This is a genomic window from Micromonospora sp. NPDC003197, from assembly GCF_053590565.1.
This window is the reverse complement of sequence record NZ_JBSFTE010000012.1, coordinates 11758-27771: the sequence shown is the minus strand read 5'-3', so window position 1 is coordinate 27771 and position 16014 is coordinate 11758. Positions and strand designations below refer to the sequence as shown.

The following is a 16014-nucleotide window of genomic DNA, read 5'->3' as shown; positions in this document are numbered from 1 at the left end:
GGGTTTACGCCTACGGGCGTAAACCCCTTGATCATGTGTCGGCTACAGCGGGTATTCTGCGTCACGATGTTTACCGGAACCGCGGTTTTCGACATTCTGTTGCCTGGCGACTCGCAATCGCTGAAGGCGAAGAGATCGTACGTACGACCCATCGTGGCCGCCCTGCGCCGGTTCGAGGTCTCCGTCGCTGAGGTGGGCGCGCTCGACCTCCATCGGCGGGCCGAGATCGCGGTGGCGGTGGTGGCCGCCGAGGCCGGCCACGTCCGCGAGGTGCTCGACAATTGCGAGCGGCTGGTGGCGGGTCGGCCAGAGATCGAATTGCTGTCCGTACGGCGTCGGTTACACGGCGCCGACGACTGATTGCGCACCGGTAAACCCACCGGATCGACCGGTGGGCGGGATGCGCGTGCCCCGCCACGACGCGGGTAGTGTTCCAGACGATGGCCGGTCCGGCTCCGGCGACGCGTTGACGTCGCCGGTTCCGGCCGGGAGCAAGATGCCGTGGAGGTGCGGAGATGACGGACCCGGCCAAGGTGCGCCGGCACGCGGAACGCGTGCGTGAACTGGTGGCTTCGGTGGTGCGTACCCAGATCAAGGATCCCCGGCTCGGCATGATCACCATCACCGACGCGCGGATCACTCCCGATCTGCGCGACGCTACGGTCTTCTACACCGTGCTCGGCGACGCGGCAGCCCAGGCGGGCACCGCCGCCGCGTTGGAGAGCGCCAAGGGGATGCTGCGCAGCACCGTCGGCAAGGCCCTGGGCCTGCGCCACTCGCCGACCCTGACCTTCGTGCTCGACAACGTGCAGGACCAGGTCAAGCACATCGACGATCTGCTCGCCGCAGCACGTAACGCCGATGCCGAGGTGCAACGACTGGCCGCCAAGGCGGAATACGCCGGCGAGCCGCAGCCGTACCGCACCGAGGACGAGGAAGCCGAGGGCGAGGAGGCCAACGGCGACGACCGCCCCCCGACGGGTGCCGCCGAGGACCGGCGGTGACCGAGATCGGTGGCGCCGCCGGGGCGGCCCTCGCCGAACGGCCGGTGTCGGACGGGGCCGGCCCGAATGAGGCAGATTGGGCGGCGGCGGTCACGGCCGTACGGGAGTTGACGCCGGACAGCCGGGTGCTGCTGATCTGCCACGTCAATCCCGACGGGGACGCGCTGGGCAGCATGCTCGGCTTCGCGTTCGGCCTACGCCGATTGGGCGTCCGGCACCTACAGGCCACGTTCTCCGGCGCGCCGGAGGTGCCCGAGCCGCTGCGCGGCATTCCCGGCATCGAACAGCTGGTGCCAGCCGACGAGGTCTGGTCCGAGCCGGACCTGGTGATCTGCTTCGACGCGGCGAGTGCGTCGCGGCTCGGCACGCTGGCCGACCGGCTCGACCAGGCCGGTAGGACGACCGTGGTGCTCGACCACCATGCCTCCAACACCGGATTCGGTGGGATCAACCTCATCGACCCGTCGGCGGCGGCCACCTCGGTGGTCGCGGAGGGGCTGCTCGCCCGACTCGGGGTGCCCCTGGACGCCGAAATCGCCGAATGTCTCTATGTTGCGCTGGCCACCGACACCGGCTCGTTCCGGTTCGCGATGACCACCCCGGCGGTACACGAGATGGCCGCGCGCCTGCTGGCCACCGGCATCCGACCGGGCGAGATCTCGCGTCAGATATTCGACACTCGCCCGTTCGGCGCGATCCGGCTCTACGGGGACGTGCTCAGCCGGGTGCAACTCGATTCGGCTGCGGCGTGCGGTCTGGGGCTGGTCTGGACCTTTGCCACCCTGGACGACCTGACCCGGCACGGGCAGCGTCCGTACGTCCTGGAGCCCTTGATCGATTCGGTTCGCTGTGCGGCCGAAGCTGACGTGAGCTGCGTAATCAAGCAGGTCGCCGAGGACGAGTGGGCGGTCTCCATGCGCAGTAAGGGCGGTGTCGACGTCAGCCAGGTCGCCGTCGTACTCGGGGGTGGGGGCCACCGGTCGGCGGCCGGTTTCACTGGACGTGGCTCGGCCACCGAGGTGGTCGACGCCATTCGTGACGAGCTGGACCGAGCGGTCATTTCGCCCGAAGATCAGGCTTGATCCGGGGAGTGTCGGCCTTTCCGGTGCTCCCAGCCTCGGGAACAATCGGATAATGGAGCAGCCGCAGGAGATCACCGCCGCTGAGGTGCCGCGGACGTGGGACAGACCGGTCGTGTCGATTCCGGTCATCGCGGGCCTGTCCCTGGTGGGCGGCCAGTTCCAGTCCTTCTCCACCTCGGCCAACCTCTATGCACTGGGCACCGGTGGAGCGCTGATCTGGCTTGGGCTCTCCAACCGGATGCCACGCCGTCCGGCGCCGGCCCGACTGGGCGCGGGCAGCATCTGGTGGCTCCTGCCGGTGGTCATGTTCGGCCTCTTCGAGGGGACCACGTTCATCGCCAACGCCGGGGACGACTTTCCCACCTTCTCCCGGCTCGCCGACCCTCTACTGGAGGACGAACTGGTCCGCTCGGTCGCCTATTTCGGTTGGCTGATGGCGTTCTGGGGGCTGGTGCGGCGATGACTGGGTTGCAGATGTTGGCCATCGGCGGGTTCGTGGTGGCAATCGTTCTGTTCGCCGTCGTCGAGTGGGCCGCCCGTCGGGAGGGATCTCGGATTCCCACCTTCGGGGATATCTGTGCCTATGTCATGCAGTACGAAGTCGGTCCGGTGCCGGTGGGGCGGATCGGGGTGTTCGGCTTCTGGTGGTGGGTGGGGTGGCACTTCTTCGCCCGCTGAAGCGGCATTTCTTTGGCCGCTGAGGTAGCACTTCCGCGCCGTGCGGCCGGTGCAGGCCGGTTGTCCAAAATCCGGGAAGAACCACGAACAGTGTCGACCTGAACGATAACTTGGGAGTGGATCCGAGGGCAGCGTTGGTGCCCTTGTTCCGGGTGGTGGCGCATATCCCGGTTCCGCCTCCCTCCAGGGTCGATCGACCCGGGCCTATGCTGCCCCGGCCAGCCGCTCCGGTGATCCCGGACCGGCCAGCCACCGGCACCAGCAACCGCCCGTCGGGCCGCCAGTGCGGTGGCTCGCACCTGGAAGGAATCGCCATGCCGGCCAAGCCTCAGCCCGAGAACAAGAACACCGACGACGACGGACGCGAGCAGGCGCGTCGCGCGCTCCAGACGTCGATGGACACCCGTCAGTAAGACGGCCTGCGCTGGCGGTACTGGCTGTCACCTCACGGTTGTGCCTGCTTCGGCAAGGTGAGAATTTCGGCTCCGTCGTTGGTGATGGCGATCGTGTGCTCGCTGTGCGCTGTCCGGCAGCCGGTCGCGCTTCGAAGTGTCCAGCCGTCGGCATCGGTGACGAGCTTGGCGGTGTCCGCCATGACCCATGGCTCCAATGCCAGCAGCAGACCAGGGCGCAGCTTGTATCCGCGACCGGGTCGCCCCGTGTTTGCGACGTGCGGATCCTGATGCATCGTCGAACCGACGCCATGACCGCCGAACTCGGTGTTGATCGGATATCCCGCCGCGCTGAGAACCGAGCCGATGGCATGGGAGATGTCACCGATGCGAACTCCGGGGCCGGCTGCGGCTATCCCTGCGCGCAGTGCGCGCTCGGTCGCGTCGATCAGCGCAACGCTCTCCGGGGGCTTCACGTCGCCCACGATGAAGCTGATGGCGGAGTCGGCGACAACGCCGCCTTGGCAGACAGCGAGGTCGAGTGTCAGCAGGTCGCCGTTGGCAAGCGGGTAGTCGTACGGCAGTCCGTGGAGCACTGCGTCGTTGACTGAGGTGCAGATGTAGTGGCCGAATGGCCCGCGTCCGAAGGACGGCTCGTAGTCGACGTAGCAGGACTGCGCCCCGGCCTCGGTGATCATGTCGTGGGCCCACTGGTTGATGTCCAGGAGGTTTGTGCTGACGGTGCTGCGGATCTTCAGGGTCTGGAGTATGTCGGCGACCAGGGCGCCGGCGTCCTTTGCTCGCAGCAGGTCGGTGGGGGTCAGGATCTCGATCATGCGGCGCCTTTACTCGTGTGACCAATAAGTATCCCGGCAATATTATCCCGGTACTAGAATCGGGGCCATGGTCAGGTTGCCGCTCAGTCCCGAAGAGGTCGAACGCGGACAGCGCCTCGGCGCCCTCCTGCGTCGCGCCAGAGGGGAGCGCTCGATGCTGCACACCGCGCTGAACGCAGGTGTCTCGCCGGAGACGCTTCGGAAGATCGAGTCCGGTCGGGTAGCCACCCCTGCCTTCTCGACCATCGCCGCGATCGCCGCCGTTCTCGGCCTTTCCCTCGACGCCGTGTGGTCGGAGATCAACCAGTCGAACGGCAGGGTCGAACTCGCACGATCATCGGGTCGCGCCGTAGGCGGGCGGTTGGCCTCGTAGGTCTCGACTTCGCAGCTGGCAGCCCAGCACGGTGTCGCCCCGGGACCCGGCCAGCCTCACAGTCAGTTCAGTGGTGGTGGAAACTGCACGGTCAACTCCAGGCCGCCGCCACGAATGGGGTGGGCGGTGATCCCGGCGTCGTGGGCGCGTGCGATGGCGGCGACGATCGACAGCCCTAGTCCGGCGCTGTCGGCTGACCCGGTTCGTGCCGGATGCAGTCTGCGGAACGGCTCGAACAGTTCGGCGATCCGGCTCTCCGGTATCTCCGGGCCGCTGTTCCGGACGGTCAGACGACCGGAGGCGGTGAGATGGATGTCGACCACGCCATCGGTTCGGTTGTACTTGACGGCGTTGTCCACCAGGTTGGCCACGAGCCGGTGCAACAGCACCGGGTCACCGGTGACCATGACCGGCTCGATCTCCAGCCCGATCGTGCGGCCGTTGGCGGGTGTTTCACCCACCACTCGGCGTACGAGGAGATCGAGGGCTACTGGCTCGGTCGTGGTCAGCCCATGCTCGCCCTGGGCGAGGAGGAGTAGGCCGTCGATCAACCGTTCGTTGCGCCGATTGACCTCCAGCAGTTCCGCCCGGACCCGGGCCAGCCGTTCCGGCGAAGGGGCATCGAGACCGATCTGGATCGCCGCCCGTTGGATGGCCAACGGGGTACGCAGTTCATGGGAGGCGTTGGCGATGAACCGACGCTGACTCTCCACGGACCGTTCCAGGCGCTCCAGCATGGTGTCGAAGGTGTCGGCCAGCTCGGTCAGTTCGTTGCGGGGGCCGGTGAGCGCGATCCGTTCATGCAGGTTGGACAGGGACAGCCGCCGTGCGGTAGCCGTGATGTGGTGCAGTGGGCGCAGCAGCCGGCCGGCCAGCCACCAGCCGATGACGATCGAGGCGAGGGTGAGTACGACGATCGTGACCCCCGCGATGGTCCACTGGTACGCGAGCACCTCGTCGGGCAGAACCCGAAGTTCTCCCGCCGGTAGGTGCGGAGGCACAGCTGGCGGATCGGTTGGCAGGCCGGCGGACGGTTTGGTCGGCGGGCCAGTCGACAGACCGCCAGGTGCCCCTGCCAGCTCCTCCGGGGTATGGATGAAGATGCCCTCGAACCGCCTCTGCAGGTTGACCTTCAGCAGCAGGTTGGTCGTGACGAGCAGAACTGTCGAGGTGGCGAGGAAGAGCCCGGTGTAGACGGCGGTCAACCGCACCCGCACCGTACGCCGGATCACAGTCGGTATCCGACGCCAGGGACGGTGTGGATGCAGGATGGGTCGCCCAGTTTGGCGCGCAGCCGGCTGATGATGACGCGGACCACGGTCGTGAACGGGTCGACGTTCTCGTCCCAGGCCAGTTCGAGCAGGGTCTCCGCGCTGACGACCGCACCGTTCGCCCGCATCAGCACCTCCAGTACGGCGTACTCCTTCACTGAGAGCGACAGGTGGCGTCCGTTGCGACTGACCTGGCGGCGCGGAGAGTCGAGCACGATTCCGGCTCGTTCCAGGACCGGCGGAACCGGGGCCTGGCTGCGTCGTCCCAGGGCCTGCACCCGGGCCACGAGTTCGCTGTAGTCGAACGGTTTGGGCAGGTAGTCGTCGGCACCGAGCGCCAGCCCGGCGACCCGCTCGGGTACCGAGGCGGCGGCGGTCAACAACAAGATTCGGGTACGCACGGCAGCCTGCGCCAACTCCCGGCAGATCAGGTCGCCGTGCACTTCCGGCAGGTCACGATCAAGTACGAGTACGTCGTAGTCGTGCACGGCAAGGTGTTCCGATGCGGCCGCGCCGTCGTAGACCACGTCCACCGCCATGGCGTGTCTGCGTAGCCCCTCGGCTACCAGATCGGCGAGCATCTTCTCGTCCTCGGCCACCAGAATGCGCATGCCATCTCTGTACCAGGCGTGTCGCTACGTCGGCGTTAACGGTTTCGGTTACGCCCTGGCAACAGCGCGACCGCGAAGGTGAGCGGCATGAGGAACAAGAAATCGTTGGCCGTCGCGGCCGTGTTGGTCGTGTCGGCCGCAGTCTTCGGTTACGGCATAACCACCGTGGCCGCCACGGCCACTACCGCCAACCCGGCCAGCAACCGTTCACCAGCATGTGCGACCCTGCCGCCACCGTCCGCGCCATCGTCACCTGCACCCTCCTCGCCCTCTTCGCCGTCACCCTCTGTCCCGTCCTCGCCGCCTCCGGCGAAGCCCACCACGGTCACCACCATCGGGTCGGCGTACTACTGCATCTTCGACAACTACTACGGCGGACCGGTGCTGGATCCTCGTACGTTGCTGGTCCCGGCCTTCGCGGCGCTCACTCAGGAGCTGCAACGTCGTGGGCTGGACCAGCCACAGGCCACCATGCCGGCGCTGACCGGCAGGAAGGACGCCGACTGGACCGCGTTCCGCCGCGTCTACGAACAGATCACCGCAGGACTGCCAGCCGATCCGACAGTCCGCCAGGCAGTCGCGGAGGCCACCATCCAGGGCATGGTGAGGAGCCTCAACGACAACCACGCACGCTGGATGCGTCCGTCGTCGTCATCGAAGGAAGCGGCACCGGTCGGTCTGCGGCTCTCCGGCCTGCAGCCCGATGGTCCCGATCCGGCGAGCACGCCGCCGATATTCGTCACGGCGGTTGCCCCGGGCAGCGGGTCGGAGAGCGCTGGGGTCAAGCCGGGTGACGAGGTCGTCGCCGTCAACGGCGTACCGCTGATCGTCAATGGGGTGGTGTCCGATGGCGTCATCGACTGGTTCAGGACGGCCACGAAGGACAACCCGGTACGGCTCACCCTGCGCCGCCCGGTCACCGGAAAGACCTTCACCGTCACGGTGACGCCCGTCCCCATTCCACGGGAAACTCCGACGGTCGAGTCCCGGCTGCTGCCTGGCGACGTCGCCTACGTCCAGATGCCGGCCTTCGCACCCGGGATGGCTGACCAGGTGCTGCGGGCGATCGCGGACCTGAGGGCGGGTAGGACGTTGCGAGGGGTCGTCCTCGACCTGCGCGGCAACGGTGGTGGCAGCCCGACGGAGGTGGCCAGGCTGCTCGGCGCCTGGGCGCACGACAAGACCACCAGCTACTGGTGCGATGTGCGTGGAGAGTGCACGGCGAACCGGACCGACGACTCGGTGCCGCTGCTGAACCTGCCCCTCGTCGCGCTCACCGATCGGACTTGCGCCTCGGCCTGTGACTCCTTCACCAGCGCGGTCAAGGATCTCCGTCTCGGCACCCTGGTCGGTACCCGTACCGCTGGTGCCGTGTCCGGCCCGGGGGAACCGTTCCAGCTCGACGACGACAGCATGATCATGCTGCCGAAGCGCCACGAGATCGGCGCGAACCGGGAGATCGTCAACACCATCGGCGTGGCCCCGGACCATCAGGCCCCGATGACCGCTGCGGATCTGTCGGCCGGACGTGACCCGGGGGTCGAGAAGGCGCTGACCCTGCTGAGGTAGGCGCCGTCCGGATGATGCGCCATACCGGGGCTCGTCAGCCCAAGTGGGTGCTGGCGAGCCCCGAGGGCAGCGCGTTGGTAAGCCATGATCTGCATTGCGTCCCTTACTGTGGCGTGCCAGGATGATCCTTCATGGGACAGCTCACCGCGCCGCTCGACCGTGGCACCAGCGCATCCGTACGGCGCATCGCCGGGCTGGCCCTGCCGGCGCTGGTGGTGCTCGCGGCCGAACCGCTCTACGTGCTGGTCGACACCGCCGTGGTGGGCCACCTCGGTCGGATTCCACTGGCTGCCCTCGCCATCGGCGGCACGGTCATGACCATTGCCGCCTGGCTCGGCACGGTGGTGGCGTACGGCACCACCGGCCGAGCCGCCCGGCGATTCGGCTCCGGTGATCGACCGGCCGCAGTGGCCGAGGGCGTGCAGGCGGCCTGGCTCGCCCTGATCGCCGGCCTGGTGCTGGCGGTCGGGATGCAGTTCGGAGCCGGCGCGCTGGCGCGTACGCTCACCGGGGCCGGCTCCGACGTGGCCCACGAGGCGGCTCAGTGGATGCGGATCGCGGCCCTCGGCGCTCCGGGTCTGATGCTTGCCGCAGCGGGTAACGGCTGGATGCGCGGGGTCCAGGACACCCGCCGGCCGCTGTTGTTCGTGCTTGTCCCGAACCTGCTCTCGGCGGTGCTCTGTCCGCTGTTGGTCTACCCCGTCGGACTCGGACTGGTGGGCTCGGCGGTGGCCAACGTGGTGGCGCAGACCCTCTCCGGGGCGCTCTTCGTCGGCGCGCTGGTTGCCGAGCGGGTGCCGTTGCGTCCCCGGCCCCGGGTGATCGGCCAGCAACTCGTACTCAGCCGGGACCTGTTGGTACGCGGGTTGGCCTTCCAGGCCAGTTTCCTGTCGGCCACCGCCGTGGCGGCCCGGTTCGGTGCCGCGACCGTAGCCGCCCACCAGATCGCCATCCAACTCTGGTTCTTCATCGCCCTGGTGTTGGACGCGTTGGCCATCGCCGCCCAGTCCCTGATCGGTGCCGCACTCGGCGGGAACGACGACTCCGGAGCCCGTTGGCTGGCGCGTCGGATCACGATGATCAGCGGGGCGTGCGGGGTTGGCTTCGCGGTACTGATCGGGGTGGGGGCCGGGGTGATTCCCACCTTGTTCAGTGCCGATCCACTGGTACGGGACCAGGCGATGATCGCCTGGCCCTGGTTCGTGGCGATGCTGCCGGTGGCGGGTCTCGTCTTCGCCCTGGACGGGGTGCTGATCGGTGCCGGTGACGTCCGTTACCTGCGCAACGTCACCATCGCCGCCGCAATAGGTGCCTTCCTGCCGGCGATCTGGATCGGCTATCTCCTCGACCTCGGGCTCGGTGGGATCTGGGCTGGTCTCTCGCTGTTCATGGTGGTCCGCCTGGCCACCCTGCTCTGGCGGATCCGGTCCGGCCGGTGGGCGGTCGTCGGCGCGGTCCGCTGAGCCCACCCGCGTACTCTGCGGGCCGGGTGGGCGAGGGGGGCGGACCGGCGTCTGGCAGGCTTGCGGCGTGAGTTCGGATGGTCTGATCGTGGTCGACAAGCCCGGCGGCATGACGTCGCACGACGTGGTGGCACGGATCCGCCGGCTGGCCCGGACCCGGCGGGTCGGGCACGGCGGCACGCTGGATCCGATGGCCACCGGGGTGCTGGTCATCGGGGTCGGTAGGGCGACCCGGCTGCTCACATACGTTATCGGCGCGGGCAAGTCCTACACCGCCACCATCCGGTTGGGGCAGGCGACGATCACCGACGACGTCGAGGGCGAGGTGACCGCGACCACCCCGGCGGGTGGGGTCACCGACGAGGCCATCCGCGCCGGACTCGCGGCGCAGACCGGGGAGATCGACCAGGTGCCCAGCGCGGTCAGCGCCATCAAGATCGACGGGCAACGGGCCTACAAGCGGGTACGCGACGGCGAGACCGTCGCCCTGGCCGCCCGCCGGGTGACCATCTCCCGGCTGGACGTACTCGCCATCCGCCGGGACACGCCGGACGTGGTGGACGTGGACGTGGACGTGACCTGCTCGTCCGGGACGTACATCCGGGCGATCGCCCGCGACCTGGGAGCCACGCTCGGGGTCGGCGGGCATCTCACCGCGCTGCGCCGGACCGCCGTGGGCGGGTTCACCCTGGCCGAGGCGGCGACCCTGCCCGAGCTGGAGGAACGCTCCCCGGACGTGGTCAACCTACCGATCGGGGCGGCGGCCCGTCGGTTCTTCCCGGCCCGGGAGGCCAACATCGACGAGGCGAAGGTGCTCTCCCACGGTGGACCGCTGGATCCGGCCGGCATCGACGGGCCGTACGCGGTCTTCGGCCCGGACGGCGACCTGATCGCCATCGTCCGGGAGCGGGGCGGCCGGGCGCGGGCCGAGATCGTGCTCGCGCCGGCCTGACCAGCGTCGGCGACGGTACGCGCAACGACGGGGAGCGCCGGCGACGGGCCGGTGGGAACGAGCACAGGGCAGGGGGACACGCGCATGCAGCGGTGGCGGGGGTACGAGGCGGCACCGGGCGGCTGGGGCCGGTCGGTGGTCACCATCGGCGTCTTCGACGGCGTGCACAAGGGCCACCAGGCGACCATCGGGCACGCGGTGAAGCGGGCCCGGGACCTGGGGGTGCAGTCGGTGGTGGTCACCTTCGACCCGCACCCGGCGGAGGTGGTCCGGCCCGGCTCGCATCCGGCCGTGCTGACCGAACCGGCTCGCAAGGCGGAGTTGATCGAGGCGCTCGGCGTGGACGTGCTCTGTGTGGTGCCGTTCACCCCCGAGTTCTCCCGGCTGTCGCCCGAGGCGTTCGTGCACGACATCCTGGTCGAACATCTGCACGCCGCGCTGGTCGTGGTGGGGGAGAACTTCCGCTTCGGGCACCGGGCGGCGGGTGACGTGGCGCTGCTGGAACGACTGGGCCGGACCTTCGGGTTCGGGGTCGAGGCCCCACCGCTGGTGGCCGACGACGGCACGGTCTTCTCCTCGACGTACACCCGGGCCTGCGTCGATGCCGGGGACGTGGTGGCGGCGGCAGCGGCCCTGGGGCGGCCGCACCGGCTGGAGGGCGTGGTGATCCGGGGGGACCAGCGGGGACGCGAGCTGGGCTTCCCGACGGCCAACCTGCTCTGCCACCGGTACGCGGCGGTGCCGGCCGACGGCGTGTACGCCGCCCGGCTGATCCGGCCCTTCAACCGGACCGCGGATGGTCGGGCGGCAGCCGGTGGGTCGGTGGCACTGCCCGCGGCGGTGTCGATCGGCACCAACCCGACGTTCTCCGGGCGGGAGCGCCGAGTCGAGGCGTACGTCCTCGACTTCGACGGTGACCTCTACGGCGAGCGACTCGCGCTGGACTTCGTCGCGCACCTGCGGGAGATGCGCCGCTACGACACCATCGAGCCGCTGATCGCCCAGATGAACGAGGACGTCGAGCGGGCCCGCCAGGTGCTCGGTTGAGCCGGGCGCGAGCCAGTGGTGCTGCTCTGTCGAGCCGGGCGCGAGCCAGTGGTGCTGCTCTGTCGAGCCGGGCGGCGGGCCAGTGGTGCTGCTCGGTCGAGCCCGTCGACGGGGCTCGCCGTGACCTTCGAATTGCCGCTGCGTGGTGAGCTGGTAACCTGACGGGGACGTCGGATCACCGACGGGGCCCCGCGTGCCTGCACGACGCCGCGGGTGCGGGGTCATCCGTGCAGCGGTCTCCGGACCGGGCGCGGATCTCAACGACACACCCACCGAAACAGGGAGAAAATGGCGCTCGACCAGGAAGCCAAGGCCAAGATCCGGCAGGACTACGCGACCATCGAGGGTGACACCGGTTCGCCCGAGGTGCAGGTCGCGGTGCTGACCAAGCGGATCGCCGACCTCACCGAGCACCTGAAGGTGCACAAGCAGGACCACCACAGCCGCCGTGGTCTGCTGCTGCTGGTCGGCCGGCGCCGGCGGCTGCTGAACTACCTGCAGAAGAAGGACATCAACCGCTACCGGTCGCTGATCGAGCGACTCGGCCTGCGGAGGTGACGTGATCGGGGGAGCGGCTGACGCAGCCGCTCCCCCGATGGCATGACCACCCGATAACAGGGGCCAGCGCGACACCCGATGCGGAGCAGTCAGCGCACCGGTCTCCGGTAGTGGCCTCCGGGCCGGCCGGCACCACGCCGACCCACCCCGGGCGCTTCAATCGAAGACCGGCCGCCTGAATCGCTCCACAGGTCGTGCGCCCCATGACCGAAGGAGTGCGAAACACTCATGACCGAGCAGACAAATCTCGGCACCCAGCACAGCAAGGCAGTGATCGACAACGGGTCCTTCGGCACCCGTGAGATCGTCTTCTCCACCGGCCGCCTCGCCCGCCAGGCCGCCGGCTCCGTTCTCGCCCAGCTCGGCGAGACGGTCGTCCTCTCCGCCACCACGGCCAGCAAGCAGCCGAAGGAGCACTTCGACTTCTTCCCGCTGACCGTGGACGTCGAGGAGCGGATGTACGCCGCAGGCCGCATCCCCGGCTCGTTCTTCCGCCGCGAAGGTCGGCCCAGCGAGGACGCGATCCTCACCTGCCGCCTGATCGACCGGCCGCTGCGCCCGTCGTTCGTCAAGGGCCTGCGCAACGAGGTCCAGGTCGTCGAGACCGTCCTGGCGCTCGACCCGCAGCACCCGTACGACGTGGTGGCGATCAACGCCGCGTCGCTCTCCACCAAGCTCTCCGGCCTGCCGTTCTCCGGCCCGATCGGGGCGACCCGGATGGCCCACGTCGACGGCCAGTGGGTGGCCTTCCCGACCCACGAGGAGCTGGGCCGCGCCACCTTCGACATGGTCGTGGCCGGCCGGACCCTGCCGGACGGCGACGTCGCGATCATGATGGTCGAGGCCGAGGCCACCGAGCACACCGTTGCCCTGGTCGCCGGTGGCGCCACCGCGCCGACCGAGGAGGTCGTCGCCAGCGGCCTGGAGGCCGCCAAGCCGGCCATCCGCGAGCTGTGCCGCGCGCAGAGCGAGCTGGCCGAGGTGGCGGCGAAGCCGGTCGCCGAGTTCCCGGTCTTCCTGGACTACTCCGACGACGTCTACGAGGCGGTCGCCACCGCCGGTCGGGACGAGGTCGCCGAGGCGCTGAAGATCGCCGGCAAGGCGGAGCGCGAGGACGCCCTGGACCGGATCAAGGACAAGGTGTACGAGCAGCTCGCCGCCCAGTTCGAGGGCCGCGAGAAGGAGATCGGCGCGGCGTTCCGCTCGCTGAACAAGTCCGAGGTGCGCTCCCGCGTACTGCGCGAGCAGGTCCGCATCGACGGCCGGGGCCCCCGGGACATCCGGCCGCTGACCGCCGAGATCCAGGTGCTGCCCCGGGTGCACGGCTCGGCGCTGTTCGAGCGGGGCGAGACGCAGATCCTCGGCGTCACCACCCTCAACATGCTGCGTATGGAGCAGTCGCTGGACACCCTCTCTCCGGAGAAGTCCAAGCGCTACATGCACAACTACAACTTCCCGCCGTACTCGGTTGGTGAGACCGGCCGGGTGGGCGCGCCGAAGCGGCGCGAGATCGGCCACGGGGCGCTCGCCGAGCGGGCCCTCATCCCGGTCCTGCCCGGCCGGGAGGAGTTCCCGTACGCCATCCGTCAGGTTTCCGAGGCGCTCGGCTCCAACGGCTCCACCAGCATGGGCTCGGTCTGCGCCTCGACCCTGGCGCTGCTCTCGGCCGGTGTGCCGCTGAAGGCGCCGGTCGCCGGCATCGCGATGGGGCTGATCTCCGACGAGGTGGACGGCAAGACCGAGTACGTCACGCTGACCGACATCCTCGGTGCCGAGGACGCCTTCGGTGACATGGACTTCAAGGTCGCTGGCACCCCGGAGTTCGTCACCGCGTTGCAGCTCGACACCAAGCTCGACGGCATCCCGTCGGACGTGCTGGCCGCCGCGCTCAAGCAGGCGCACGAGGCTCGGTCCACCATCCTCGGTGTCATGCAGCAGGCGATCGAGTCGCCGGCGAAGATGTCGGACTACGCGCCGCGGGTGACCACGGTCAAGATCCCGGTCGACAAGATCGGTATGGTGATCGGCCCCAAGGGGCAGACCATCAACGCCATCCAGGACGAGACCGGCGCCGAGATCTCCATCGAGGACGACGGCACGATCTACGTCGGCGCGACCAACGGCCCGTCGGCCGAGGCCGCGGTCGAGCGGATCAACGCCATCGCCAACCCGACCCTGCCGAAGGTCGGTGACAAGTTCCTCGGCACCGTGGTGAAGACGGCGGCGTTCGGCGCCTTCGTCTCGCTGCTGCCGGGCCGCGACGGCCTGCTGCACATCTCCAAGGTGGGCGACGGCAAGCGGGTCGAGCGGGTCGAGGACTACCTCAACGTGGGCGACAAGGTCGAGGTGCAGATCGCCGACATCGACGCCCGGGGCAAGATCTACCTGGACAAGGTGCGGCCGGAGGGCGAGGAGGCACCAGCCGAGGAGGCCGGTGGCGAGCGTCCGGCCAGCCGGGACCGGGGCGACCGGGGCCCGCGCGACCGGGGTGACCGGGAGCGCGGCGAGCGGGGGCCGAGCCGGGGCGACCGCGAAGGCGGCGAGTCCGGCGGTGAAGGTGGCGGTGAGGGCGGTCCCCGTCGTCGCCGCAGCCGGCACAGCTGACCCCATCGGGTCATTCCCCGTTTCGTAATCCCTGCTGTCCTGTCGAGCTAGGAGTCGTGGTCTCTTGAGTCGGGCGAACCGGTCACCGTTTTCCCTGGAAGAACGTGGGACGGCGGGGCCGGTTCCGGCCGGCGCGCATCGAGGACCAGGGCAGCAGGGGACGTCCCATCGGGCCCGTGGGGCCGGATCGTCCGGGGCCGGTGCTGACGCACCGGCCCGGGCGGTCACCCGTACCCTGACCACCGATCCGCTGGGCGGCACCGTACGCCGTACGGTCCTGCCCAGCGGGTTGCGGGTGATCACCGAGGCGATCCCGGCGATGCGCAGCGTGTCGTTCGGGATCTGGGTGGGTATCGGCTCGCGGGACGAGACCGGCTCCCTCTCCGGCGTCTCCCACTTCCTGGAACATCTGCTGTTCAAGGGGACCCGGAAACGGACTGCCCTGGAGATCTCCGCCGAGATCGAAGCGGTCGGCGGGGAGACCAACGCCTTCACCACGAAGGAATACACCTGCTACTACGCCCGAGTCCTCGACGCCGACCTGCCGTTGGCGATCGACGTCATGTGCGACCTGGTCGCCGACTCGGTGCTGGATCCGGCCGACGTGGAGACCGAGCGCGGCGTGATCCTCGAAGAGATCGCCATGCACGACGACGAGCCGGGTGACGAGGTACATGACCTCTTCGCCCAGGCCATCTACGGCGATCATCCCCTCGGCCGGCTCATCTCGGGCACCGAGGAGACCATCACCCCGATGACCCGGCGGCAGATCCAGGGCTTCTACCGGCGTCGCTACACGCCCCCGACGATCGTCATCGCCGCCGCCGGCAACCTGGACCACACCACCGTGGTCAAGCAGGTTCGGCAGGCCCTGCAGGGGACTCCGTTGGACACCGAGCCGGCCCAGCCGGCCGTGCCCCGACCAGCCAGCACACCGGTCCGTACGTTGTCGGCCCGGACCCTGGTCGAGCGCAAGGACACCGAGCAGGCGCACGTCGTACTCGGCTGCCCCGCCATCGACCGGCTGGACGAGCGGCGGTTCGCCCTCGGCGTACTCAACAACGTGCTCGGTGGCGGCATGTCCAGCCGGCTCTTCCAGGAGATCCGCGAGCAGCGTGGACTGGCCTACTCGGTCTACTCCTACGCCAGTCAGTACGCCGACAGCGGCGTCTTCGCCGTCTACGCCGGCTGCGCGCCGGGCAAGGTCGACGAGGTGCTGGACCTGGTCCGCGCCGGGCTGGCCGAGGTCGCCGCACACGGCATCACCGAGGCCGAGCTGGCCCGAGGCAAGGGCATGGCGAAGGGCTCGTACGTGCTCGGCCTGGAGGACACCGGGTCCCGGATGAGCCGCCTGGCCAAAGGGGAACTCCTCTACGGCGACCTGCTTTCGGTCGACGAGCTTCTTGCCCGGGTGGACGCGGTGACCGCCGAAGAGGTGAACACCCTCGCGGCTGAGCTGCTGGCCCGCCCGATGTCGTTGGCGGTGGTCGGCCCGTTCGGCGAGGGCGACTTCGCCGACGTCGAACCGGCCTAGGCGGTTACCTCCAGCTCCAGCTCCAGCTCCGGCTGTGGGC

General features: G+C 69.3%; 16 protein-coding genes. 13 read left to right on the top strand and 3 right to left on the bottom strand.

Translation table 11 applies throughout. From position 1 onward, the window contains the following. The first annotated feature begins 66 nt into the window (after positions 1-66). From ACWDV4_RS15355 to ACWDV4_RS15335, 5 genes are all read left to right on the top strand, one after another. Complete coding sequence (locus ACWDV4_RS15355) at positions 67-360, top strand: DUF503 domain-containing protein (protein WP_449978779.1); 294 nt, start codon at positions 67-69, stop codon at positions 358-360. 155 nt (positions 361-515) lie between these two features. Beyond that, positions 516-1004 carry a 30S ribosome-binding factor RbfA gene (gene rbfA / locus ACWDV4_RS15350; RefSeq protein WP_449978776.1) on the top strand — a complete coding sequence of 163 codons (489 nt, stop codon included), beginning with the start codon at positions 516-518 and terminating at the stop codon, positions 1002-1004. Positions 1005-1048: 44 nt separating this feature from the next. Next, on the top strand, positions 1049-2086 hold the full coding sequence (locus ACWDV4_RS15345) for a DHH family phosphoesterase (RefSeq protein WP_449979160.1): 1038 nt from the start codon (positions 1049-1051) through the stop codon (positions 2084-2086). A 52-nt stretch (positions 2087-2138) separates the two neighbouring features. Next, on the top strand, positions 2139-2549 hold the full coding sequence (locus tag ACWDV4_RS15340; protein ID WP_449978773.1) for a hypothetical protein: 411 nt from the start codon (positions 2139-2141) through the stop codon (positions 2547-2549). 5 nt (positions 2550-2554) lie between these two features. After that, a complete protein-coding gene (locus ACWDV4_RS15335; protein ID WP_449979157.1) occupies positions 2555-2764 on the top strand; it encodes a DUF6186 family protein in 210 nt (69 codons plus the stop codon). A 445-nt stretch (positions 2765-3209) separates the two neighbouring features. Here the strand turns inward: ACWDV4_RS15335 and map are convergent, their stop codons facing one another. After that, complete coding sequence (map, locus tag ACWDV4_RS15330; RefSeq protein WP_449978771.1) at positions 3210-3992, bottom strand: type I methionyl aminopeptidase; 783 nt, start codon at positions 3990-3992, stop codon at positions 3210-3212. A gap of 67 nt (positions 3993-4059) precedes the next feature. Between map and ACWDV4_RS15325 the strand changes: the two genes are divergently transcribed. Further along, the gene (locus ACWDV4_RS15325) at positions 4060-4365 is read left to right on the top strand and encodes a helix-turn-helix domain-containing protein (protein WP_449978768.1); all 306 of its coding nucleotides are present in this window, start codon (positions 4060-4062) and stop codon (positions 4363-4365) included. Between the two features lie 62 nt (positions 4366-4427). Here ACWDV4_RS15325 and ACWDV4_RS15320 read toward each other — a convergent pair whose 3' ends face one another. Together ACWDV4_RS15320 and ACWDV4_RS15315 are read right to left on the bottom strand one after the other, a co-directional pair. Next, positions 4428-5597: a sensor histidine kinase gene (locus ACWDV4_RS15320; RefSeq protein WP_449978766.1), complete on the bottom strand. Its 1170-nt coding sequence runs from the start codon at positions 5595-5597 to the stop codon at positions 4428-4430. Beyond that, a complete protein-coding gene (locus ACWDV4_RS15315) occupies positions 5594-6247 on the bottom strand; it encodes a response regulator transcription factor (RefSeq protein WP_449978764.1) in 654 nt (217 codons plus the stop codon). Before ACWDV4_RS15315 ends, ACWDV4_RS15320 begins: the two co-directional genes overlap by 4 nt. 87 nt (positions 6248-6334) lie before the next feature. On the opposite strand from ACWDV4_RS15315, the gene ACWDV4_RS15310 reads away from it, so the two are divergent. The 7 genes from ACWDV4_RS15310 (at position 6335) to ACWDV4_RS15280 (ending at position 15974) form a co-directional block, all read left to right on the top strand. Then, positions 6335-7816, top strand: coding sequence for a S41 family peptidase (locus ACWDV4_RS15310; RefSeq protein WP_449978761.1), 1482 nt, complete (start codon positions 6335-6337; stop codon positions 7814-7816). Between the two features lie 131 nt (positions 7817-7947). After that, positions 7948-9279 (top strand): MATE family efflux transporter, encoded by a 1332-nt coding sequence (locus ACWDV4_RS15305; protein ID WP_449978758.1) that lies wholly within the window; start codon positions 7948-7950, stop codon positions 9277-9279. 109 nt (positions 9280-9388) lie between these two features. Further along, positions 9389-10231, top strand: coding sequence for a tRNA pseudouridine(55) synthase TruB (gene truB / locus ACWDV4_RS15300; RefSeq protein WP_449979156.1), 843 nt, complete (start codon positions 9389-9391; stop codon positions 10229-10231). An 84-nt stretch (positions 10232-10315) separates the two neighbouring features. Then, entirely contained in the window at positions 10316-11278 is a 963-nt protein-coding gene (locus ACWDV4_RS15295) for a bifunctional riboflavin kinase/FAD synthetase (protein ID WP_449978755.1), read from the top strand. A gap of 288 nt (positions 11279-11566) precedes the next feature. Further along, positions 11567-11836, top strand: a complete 270-nt coding sequence (rpsO, locus tag ACWDV4_RS15290; protein WP_449978753.1) for a 30S ribosomal protein S15 — start codon at positions 11567-11569, stop codon at positions 11834-11836. 228 nt (positions 11837-12064) lie between these two features. Next, entirely contained in the window at positions 12065-14440 is a 2376-nt protein-coding gene (locus ACWDV4_RS15285) for a polyribonucleotide nucleotidyltransferase (protein WP_449978751.1), read from the top strand. Positions 14441-14675: 235 nt separating this feature from the next. Next, positions 14676-15974 carry a M16 family metallopeptidase gene (locus tag ACWDV4_RS15280; protein WP_449979154.1) on the top strand — a complete coding sequence of 433 codons (1299 nt, stop codon included), beginning with the start codon at positions 14676-14678 and terminating at the stop codon, positions 15972-15974. The last annotated feature ends 40 nt before the right edge of the window (positions 15975-16014 follow it).

Excerpts from the sequence above, each read along its gene's own strand:
- ACWDV4_RS15295 (WP_449978755.1), top strand. The coding sequence starts at position 10,316 with ATGCAGCGGTGGCGGGGGTACGAGGCGGCACCGGGCGGCTGGGGCCGG.
- map (WP_449978771.1), bottom strand. The coding sequence starts at position 3,992 with ATGATCGAGATCCTGACCCCCACCGACCTGCTGCGAGCAAAGGACGCC.
- ACWDV4_RS15340 (WP_449978773.1), top strand. The coding sequence starts at position 2,139 with ATGGAGCAGCCGCAGGAGATCACCGCCGCTGAGGTGCCGCGGACGTGG.
- truB (WP_449979156.1), top strand. The coding sequence starts at position 9,389 with ATGACGTCGCACGACGTGGTGGCACGGATCCGCCGGCTGGCCCGGACC.
- rbfA (WP_449978776.1), top strand. The coding sequence starts at position 516 with ATGACGGACCCGGCCAAGGTGCGCCGGCACGCGGAACGCGTGCGTGAA.
- rpsO (WP_449978753.1), top strand. The coding sequence starts at position 11,567 with ATGGCGCTCGACCAGGAAGCCAAGGCCAAGATCCGGCAGGACTACGCG.
- ACWDV4_RS15315 (WP_449978764.1), bottom strand. The coding sequence starts at position 6,247 with ATGCGCATTCTGGTGGCCGAGGACGAGAAGATGCTCGCCGATCTGGTA.
- ACWDV4_RS15325 (WP_449978768.1), top strand. The coding sequence starts at position 4,060 with ATGGTCAGGTTGCCGCTCAGTCCCGAAGAGGTCGAACGCGGACAGCGC.
- ACWDV4_RS15285 (WP_449978751.1), top strand. The coding sequence starts at position 12,065 with ATGACCGAGCAGACAAATCTCGGCACCCAGCACAGCAAGGCAGTGATC.
- ACWDV4_RS15310 (WP_449978761.1), top strand. The coding sequence starts at position 6,335 with ATGAGGAACAAGAAATCGTTGGCCGTCGCGGCCGTGTTGGTCGTGTCG.
- ACWDV4_RS15355 (WP_449978779.1), top strand. The coding sequence starts at position 67 with ATGTTTACCGGAACCGCGGTTTTCGACATTCTGTTGCCTGGCGACTCG.
- ACWDV4_RS15305 (WP_449978758.1), top strand. The coding sequence starts at position 7,948 with ATGGGACAGCTCACCGCGCCGCTCGACCGTGGCACCAGCGCATCCGTA.